Source organism: Burkholderia sp. Se-20373 (genome assembly GCF_017104705.1).
In the GTDB taxonomy this organism is placed as follows: domain Bacteria; phylum Pseudomonadota; class Gammaproteobacteria; order Burkholderiales; family Burkholderiaceae; genus Burkholderia.
Genome location: NZ_JAAGPH010000249.1, coordinates 1 through 6,614 on the forward strand (window position 1 = coordinate 1; position 6,614 = coordinate 6,614).

The following is a 6,614-nucleotide window of genomic DNA, read 5'->3' on the forward strand; positions in this document are numbered from 1 at the left end:
TCTAGCCCGCGTGCGGTGCCGAGCGTCGTGCTCACGCCGAAGGAGCGCGCGATTCTCGAACTGCTTGCACGCAACCTGTCGAACAAGGAGATCGCGGTGGCGCTCGCCGTCGGCGAGGAAACCGTGAAGTGGCATCTGAAGAACCTGTTCGGCAAGCTCGACGCCAGTTCGCGCAAGCATGCGGTGCGCCGCGCGCTGGTGCTGGGTCTCCTCGAAAGCGCGCCCTGACGTCGTCACGCCGGTTCCGCCGATCGGGCGCGTCGTCGCGCCCGCCTTCCTCCGATTCTCCGCAACCCTGCCCCCCGCGCATGGGGGGGAGCGGCCGCCCGCCGTTGCGTAGTCTTTCCGCACGGCTCAGGCGGGCGTCGCCTGTCACACCTTCCCGCTAGCCTCCCTGCTTCACCCGGACGGGCTCGATCCCGTCCGGTCCAATACGACCCTGGAGACTTCGATGAAGACGAAACTGGCCGCGCTCGCGGCGTTTGCCGGCTGTTCGGCGCTCGCGCATGCGCAATCCTCCGTCACGCTCTACGGCGTGATCGACTCGGGCCTGCTGTACCAGAGCACGTCGGCGGCGTCGTTCAGCCCGACCGCGCCGAATACCGGCAAGGTGTTCCGCATGAAGGACGGCGGCATCTACTCGAGCTTCTGGGGCATCAAGGGCAGCGAGGACATCGGCGGCGGCTACAAGGTCAACTTCAAGCTGCAGGGCTCGTTCGACAGCGGCAGCGGCAAGCTGCAACTGAGCGACACGCCGGGCGCCGTCGCGATCTTCAACCAGGTCGCGTCGCTCGGCGTGTCGGGCCCGTTCGGCACGTTCACGGCCGGCCGCCAGATCGTGCCGATGATCTACGCGATGGCCGACACCGACGTGCGCAACGCGCAGTTCTTCGGCAGCGTGCTGACCGCGTGGCTCGGCCTGAACACGGCGGCCGGCTGGCCGGGGACGAGCACCAACGGCGCGATCGGCGCGCTGTACGACAGCAATGCGCTCGTCTACCAGTCGCCGACCTTCGCGGGTGCGTCGATCGCGCTCGAATACGCGCCGGGCGGCGTGGCCGGGCAGTTCCAGGGCGGCACGCGCGAATCGGTCGTGCTGAAGTATGCGAACGACGGGCTCAACGCATCGGCCGTCTACTACAACGGGCACGACACGAACCCGGCGCCGGGCGTCGCGCCGACCGGCGTCGACAACAACCGTTTCATCTACTTCGGCGCGAAGTACACGATCCACGATTTCTCGGTGTCGGCGTCGTACGGCAACGGCCGGAATCCGTCGCATGCGGACAAGGTGAACCTCGACATGCTGTCGGCCGGCATCGGCTATCGCTTCACGCCCGCGCTGCAGGTGACGTCCGCGGTGTATTACCTGAAGGATCGCAACGTCTCGGCGAACAAGTCGACGGCGGTCGTGCTCGCGGCCGACTACAGCCTGTCGAAGCGGACGATGGTCTATGCGCAGGTCGGGCACGTGAACAACCGCGGCACGATGGACCAGATGCTCGTGTACGGGCAGCCGGTCGCGCCGGGCGTCGGCACGACGGCCGCGATGATCGGGCTGCGGCACAACTTCTGACGGTTGCCGGCGGCGCCTGGCGATGCCGCGGCGGTCGCGCGTGGCCACCGCCTGCATCGATCCGCGGGATCGGCTACAGTGGGCGTTTTCGGCGCGCTCCGCCCTGCCGTCTCGCCATCGACCGTGGCGCGCGCGGCAGCAGGAACGGGGCGCGGATCCTTCACTTCGACGAGCGACCCTCCATGTCCGACCTGTCCGCCTTCCCGATCACGCAAAAGTGGCCGGCCCAGCATCCCGACCGTCTTCAGCTCTACTCGCTGCCGACGCCGAACGGCGTCAAGGTGTCGATCATGCTCGAGGAAACCGGCCTGCCGTACGAGCCGAACCTCGTGCGCTTCGACACGAACGACCAGCTGTCGCCGGCATTCCTGTCGCTGAACCCGAACAACAAGATTCCGGCGATCATCGATCCGAACGGCCCGGACGGCAAGCCGCTGCCGCTGTTCGAATCGGGCGCGATCCTGATCTATCTCGCGGACAAGACGGGCCAGTTGATCCCGAAGGATCTGGCGGGTCGCTACGAGACGATCCAATGGGTGATGTTCCAGATGGGCGGCATCGGGCCGATGTTCGGCCAGGTCGGGTTCTTCCACAAGTTCGCCGGCCGCGATTTCGAAGACAAGCGCCCGCGTGATCGCTACGTCGACGAGTCGAAGCGCCTGCTCGGCGTGCTCGACGCGCATCTCGCGAACCGTCAGTGGGTGATGGGAGATGCGTACACGATCGCCGATATCGCGATCTTCCCGTGGGTGCGCAACCTCGTCGGCTTCTACGAAGCGGGTGATCTCGTGGGCTTCAGCGAATTCCGGAACGTCAAGCGGGTGCTCGATGCGTTCGTTGCGCGGCCGGCTGTCGAGCGCGGGCTCAATATTCCGGCACGAGGCTGATGGGTCAAGCGCGTGCACGCCGTGCGGGCCGCGATCTGAGAAACCCGCCGCATTGCGCGGCGGGTTTTTTTATTTGAAGGTCTGCGCGAATTTTCCGGGAGCGCCGTGAAGCATGTCGTTGTTCGGCGCGGCGGCGAACGTTCGAGTTGCCGAGGTAGCGGCGCCAGTTGCGTCAGCGCGTCATTTGGGCCACCGCCACGACGGATCGGACAGGTGTTCCGCAAAGTAATCGGACAGCGCAGCCACCTTGGCCGGACGGGCGCGCGCGGACGGCGTGACGAAGTAAAGGCCGCCCTTCGTCAACGACCAGTCGGTCAGCAGCGCTTCGAGGCGGCCGTCGGCCAGATATTCGCCGGCGATGAATTCGGGCAGTTCCGCAATCGCGAGGCCATCGAGCAGCGTGGGCAGCAACGCATCGGCATTCGTCACGCGCAGCGGTCCGGTCGGCATGATCGGTTCCTCCTCACCCGCGCCGTTCGTGAATCGCCACACATCGCCGCGTGCGCGATAGGCATAGGAAAGGCACGGGCGATCCACCAGTTCGCGCGGATGGGCGGGCCGTCCTTCCCGCTTCAGATATGCCGGCGACGCCACCACGAACTGGGTGACCGCGCACAGCCGGCGCGCGACCAGCGAGGAATCGGGCAGCGCGGCGATGCGCAGCGCGGCGTCAAAACCGTCGGCGACCAGATCGACCGACGCATCGGAAAGATGCAAGTCGATCGACACCTCGGGATACGCGCGAAAGAAACCGGGTAACAGCGGCGCGACCCAGCGCAGCCCGAACGACATCGGCACGGCGAGACGCACCAATCCGCGCGGCTGCGACGACATCTCGCGCGCGGCGCTTTCCGCCTCCTCGGCCCGACGATAGATCTCGCCGGCCGTCTCGCAAATGGTCCGGCCGAACTCGGTCAGCGCGAGCTGTCGCGACGTGCGATTGAAGAGCCGCGCACCCAGGCGGTCCTCCAGACGGGCGACGCCCCGCGAGACTGTCGCGACGGACACCCCCATCGCACGCGCCGCCGCCGCGAACGATCCCTCCTCGGCGACCTTCGCGAACATCGCGAGTCCTTCGAAATCCGGCAGCTTGGCCATTGCCCCTCATCTTTTCATTTATGCAACGTTAGATTGCAATCAATTCTATTTCGAAACGATCGGGGCGTCGATATTCTCCTCACATCGCAGCACGCAACACCGAACGCAGTCCCACTTATCGAATGCAAGGAGAAGCAAAATGGCACGCAAACTCGACAGCAAGATCGCCCTCGTGACCGGCGCAACCAGCGGCATCGGTCTCGCCACCGCCCAACGCTTCGCGGCGGAAGGCGCGCACGTCTACCTCACCGGTCGCCGTCAGGCCGAACTCGATGCCGCCGTGAAAGGCATCCAGGCCGCGGGCGGGAACGCGACCGGCGTCCGTGTCGACTCCACGAAGCTCGGTGAACTCGACGCGTTGTACGCGCAGATCAAGGAAGAACAGGGGCGCCTCGACGTGCTGTTCGCGAACGCCGGCGGCGGTTCGATGCTGCCGCTCGGCGGCATCACCGAAGAACACTACGACGACACCTTCGATCGCAACGTGAAGGGCGTGTTGTTCACGGTGCAAAAAGCGCTGCCGCTGCTCGCCGAAGGCGCGTCGGTGATTCTCACCGGTTCGACCGCAGGCAGCGCCGGCACCGCTGCCTTCAGCGTGTATTCGGCGTCGAAAGCCGCGGTGCGCGCCTTCGCACGCAGCTGGATTCTCGACCTGAAGGATCGCCGCGTCCGCGTGAACACGATCAGCCCGGGGGCGACCCGCACGCCCGGCCTGCTCGACCTCGCCGGTGACGACGCGGCCCAGCGCCAGGGGCTCGCCGATTACCTGGCGGCCCAGATCCCGATGGGGCGCCTCGGCGAACCTGGCGAGATCGCGAGTGCCGCGCTGTTCCTCGCGTCGGACGACGCGAGCTTCGTGAACGGCGTCGAACTGTTCGTCGATGGCGGCCAGCAGCAGATTTAAGCAGCGCCCCCGGCGCGGATGCGATCGTCGACGATCGAGCCCGCGCCCGGCGCGTACGCGCGGTTGAACCCGGACACCTCATGATCGAACACCGATCGTTTCAGTTGCTTGGCGCGAACCGGAGCGACCGGCGCGACACGCGGATGCATTTTCGCCCCGGCGCTTGCGGACGCCCCGATCATGGTTCGCTCGGCGCGCTCCACGCTTGGAACGACGAAGCGTTCGCTCCGCATGCCGGCGTTGGCCTGCACGCCTACCGGAACGTCGAGATCGTGACCTGGGTGCGCTCGGGCGCGATCACGTTCGAAGATGACGCGGGCAATCGCACGCGGCTGGTCGCCGATTCCATGCAGGTGATGCATGCCGGCGCCGCTGTCCACCTTGCCGAGCGCAACGACGAGCACGTCCCTGCGCGGCTGTTCCGGATCTGGCTGCATCCGCGCACGCCTGGCGGCACGCCGCGTTCGGCGACGCGAACCTGTTCACGCGAATGTCGAGAAGGCCGCTTCGTCACGCTGGCGAGCGGCGATCCCGATGACGTGTGCGCGGGCGCGCTGCCCATCCACGCCGACGCGCGCGTGCGCATCGCGACGTTACGCCAGGGCACGACGGTGCATCACGTGTTGCCGGGGTCAGGCGTCGCGTATCTGATTGCAGATCATGGCCGGCTCGATGTCGGCGACGTCCGGCTCGCGCCGCGCGACGGGGTTGCCGTTCGCGACGAATCGCGGCTCACGTTGGTGGCTCGAGACGACACCGATGTCGTGATGGTCGAGCTTTTGCGGTGAGGGAGCCGTCCCTTCGGGCTCGACCGCAACGACATGCTTCAACGGTTGCGCGTCGTACGAAAAGCTCGGTTGGGTCGCTTTCTAGGCCGTTTTGCGGTGAGGGGCAGACGTGGATTCCGCGTGACCCGGCGTCCGCAACAGCTCGGCAAGCAAGGTCCACGAGCCCTCATGACGATTTTCTCGTCCGCCTTGTGCGTTCGCATCACGCACTTGGCGGCGCTACTTCCCCTCCGCCCCTTTCGACGCCCCATCCCCCAGCCCCGCCAGCAACTTTCCCAGCAGATCCGACAACTGCGCCTGTTCCGCATCCGACAACACGGCCAGCAATTCACGCTGATTGTCGATATGCGCGACGACCGCCTCATCGATCAACGCGCGGCCAGCCTCCGTCAGCGCCACAAGCGTCCCACGCCCGTCGGCCGGGTTCGGCCGGCGCTCCACCCACCCTGCCTTCTGCAGCCGGTCGATGCGCGCGGTCATCCCGCCCGACGACATCATCAGCGCGTCGTACAGCGCCGTCGGCGTCAGCGCGAACGGCGCCCCGCCGCGCCGCAGCGTGGCCAGCACGTCGAACTCACCCGGCTGCATCCCGTAGCGCGCGAACAGCGGATTGAGACGGTCGCGGCCGATCACGAGCGCGGCTTCCTGCAGCCGCCCCATCACCACCATCGACGACGCGTCGAGATCCGGGCGCTCGGCGCGCCATTGTGCGAGCGCATGCGCGGCTCGATCCATTAACCCTCCTCGGCTCACCAGTTATCTTGACGTCGAGATAAATCCGCATTTATCTTGATGTCGAGATACTTTACCTGAAAAACGCGCGGCGCCTCGCCGGGGCCGCGCACCGATATCGAGGGCCTTGCAATGAATCGCTTCACCTCCCCCGGATGGCGGCTTGCCGCCATCGTCCTCGTCGGGCTGAACCTGCGGCCGGCGCTCGCCGCGGTCGGCCCGCTGCTCGACATGATCCAGCGCGCGACCGGCATCGGTGACGGCGCGGCCAGCCTGCTGACGACGATCCCGATCCTGCTGATGGGCCTCGGCGCACTGAGTGCGCGGCGCCTGCAGCGCCTGACCGGCATCGCGGGCGGCGTCTGGCTCGGCGTCGCGTTGATCGGGCTCGCCTGCGTGTCGCGCATCGGCGCGCAGCATGCGTGGCTGCTGCTCGCGAGCGCCTGCTGCGCGGGCGTCGGGATCGCGATGGTGCAGGCGCTGCTGCCCGGCTTCGTGAAGGCGCATTTCGCGACGCGGATCGGCGGGGCGATGGGCGTCTATTCGACGTCGATCATGGGCGGCGCCGTGCTCGCGAGCGTCGTCGCGCCGTTCGCCGCGGCCCAGTGGGGCTGGCTCCCCGCGCTCGC

At 67.1% G+C, this 6,614-nt stretch carries 7 protein-coding genes and 2 pseudogenes; 7 read left to right on the forward strand and 2 right to left on the reverse strand.

All coding sequences use genetic code 11. The features are described from left to right. From G3N96_RS37090 to G3N96_RS37100, 3 genes are all read left to right on the forward strand, one after another. A partial coding sequence (locus G3N96_RS37090) for a helix-turn-helix transcriptional regulator (RefSeq protein WP_206140310.1) occupies positions 1 to 228 on the forward strand: 228 nt, incomplete at its 5' end. Positions 229 to 451: 223 nt separating this feature from the next. Next, entirely contained in the window at positions 452 to 1,576 is a 1,125-nt protein-coding gene (locus G3N96_RS37095; protein WP_206140311.1) for a porin, read from the forward strand. A 182-nt stretch (positions 1,577 to 1,758) separates the two neighbouring features. After that, positions 1,759 to 2,463 carry a glutathione binding-like protein gene (locus G3N96_RS37100; protein ID WP_206140312.1) on the forward strand — a complete coding sequence of 235 codons (705 nt, stop codon included), beginning with the start codon at positions 1,759 to 1,761 and terminating at the stop codon, positions 2,461 to 2,463. 180 nt (positions 2,464 to 2,643) lie between these two features. Here G3N96_RS37100 and G3N96_RS37105 read toward each other — a convergent pair whose 3' ends face one another. Continuing rightward, complete coding sequence (locus G3N96_RS37105; RefSeq protein ID WP_206140313.1) at positions 2,644 to 3,561, reverse strand: LysR family transcriptional regulator; 918 nt, start codon at positions 3,559 to 3,561, stop codon at positions 2,644 to 2,646. Positions 3,562 to 3,700: 139 nt separating this feature from the next. On the opposite strand from G3N96_RS37105, the gene G3N96_RS37110 reads away from it, so the two are divergent. From G3N96_RS37110 to G3N96_RS39960, 3 genes and pseudogenes are all read left to right on the forward strand, one after another. Further along, positions 3,701 to 4,465 carry an SDR family oxidoreductase gene (locus tag G3N96_RS37110; RefSeq protein ID WP_206140314.1) on the forward strand — a complete coding sequence of 255 codons (765 nt, stop codon included), beginning with the start codon at positions 3,701 to 3,703 and terminating at the stop codon, positions 4,463 to 4,465. A gap of 143 nt (positions 4,466 to 4,608) precedes the next feature. After that, positions 4,609 to 4,839: pseudogene (locus G3N96_RS39955) on the forward strand (pirin family protein); the annotation flags it as partial. Positions 4,840 to 5,043: 204 nt separating this feature from the next. Then, the gene (locus G3N96_RS39960) at positions 5,044 to 5,253 is read left to right on the forward strand and encodes a hypothetical protein (RefSeq protein ID WP_346778934.1); all 210 of its coding nucleotides are present in this window, start codon (positions 5,044 to 5,046) and stop codon (positions 5,251 to 5,253) included. Positions 5,254 to 5,472: 219 nt separating this feature from the next. On the opposite strand, the gene G3N96_RS37120 is transcribed toward G3N96_RS39960, so the two are convergent. Continuing rightward, the gene (locus G3N96_RS37120; RefSeq protein WP_206140316.1) at positions 5,473 to 5,988 is read right to left on the reverse strand and encodes a MarR family transcriptional regulator; all 516 of its coding nucleotides are present in this window, start codon (positions 5,986 to 5,988) and stop codon (positions 5,473 to 5,475) included. A 129-nt stretch (positions 5,989 to 6,117) separates the two neighbouring features. Between G3N96_RS37120 and G3N96_RS37125 the strand changes: the two are divergent. Then, a pseudogene (locus G3N96_RS37125) lies at positions 6,118 to 6,614 on the forward strand (MFS transporter); the annotation flags it as partial.

Excerpts from the sequence above, each read along its gene's own strand:
- G3N96_RS37095 (WP_206140311.1), top strand. The coding sequence starts at position 452 with ATGAAGACGAAACTGGCCGCGCTCGCGGCGTTTGCCGGCTGTTCGGCG.
- G3N96_RS37100 (WP_206140312.1), top strand. The coding sequence starts at position 1,759 with ATGTCCGACCTGTCCGCCTTCCCGATCACGCAAAAGTGGCCGGCCCAG.
- G3N96_RS37105 (WP_206140313.1), bottom strand. The coding sequence starts at position 3,561 with ATGGCCAAGCTGCCGGATTTCGAAGGACTCGCGATGTTCGCGAAGGTC.
- G3N96_RS37110 (WP_206140314.1), top strand. The coding sequence starts at position 3,701 with ATGGCACGCAAACTCGACAGCAAGATCGCCCTCGTGACCGGCGCAACC.
- G3N96_RS37120 (WP_206140316.1), bottom strand. The coding sequence starts at position 5,988 with ATGGATCGAGCCGCGCATGCGCTCGCACAATGGCGCGCCGAGCGCCCG.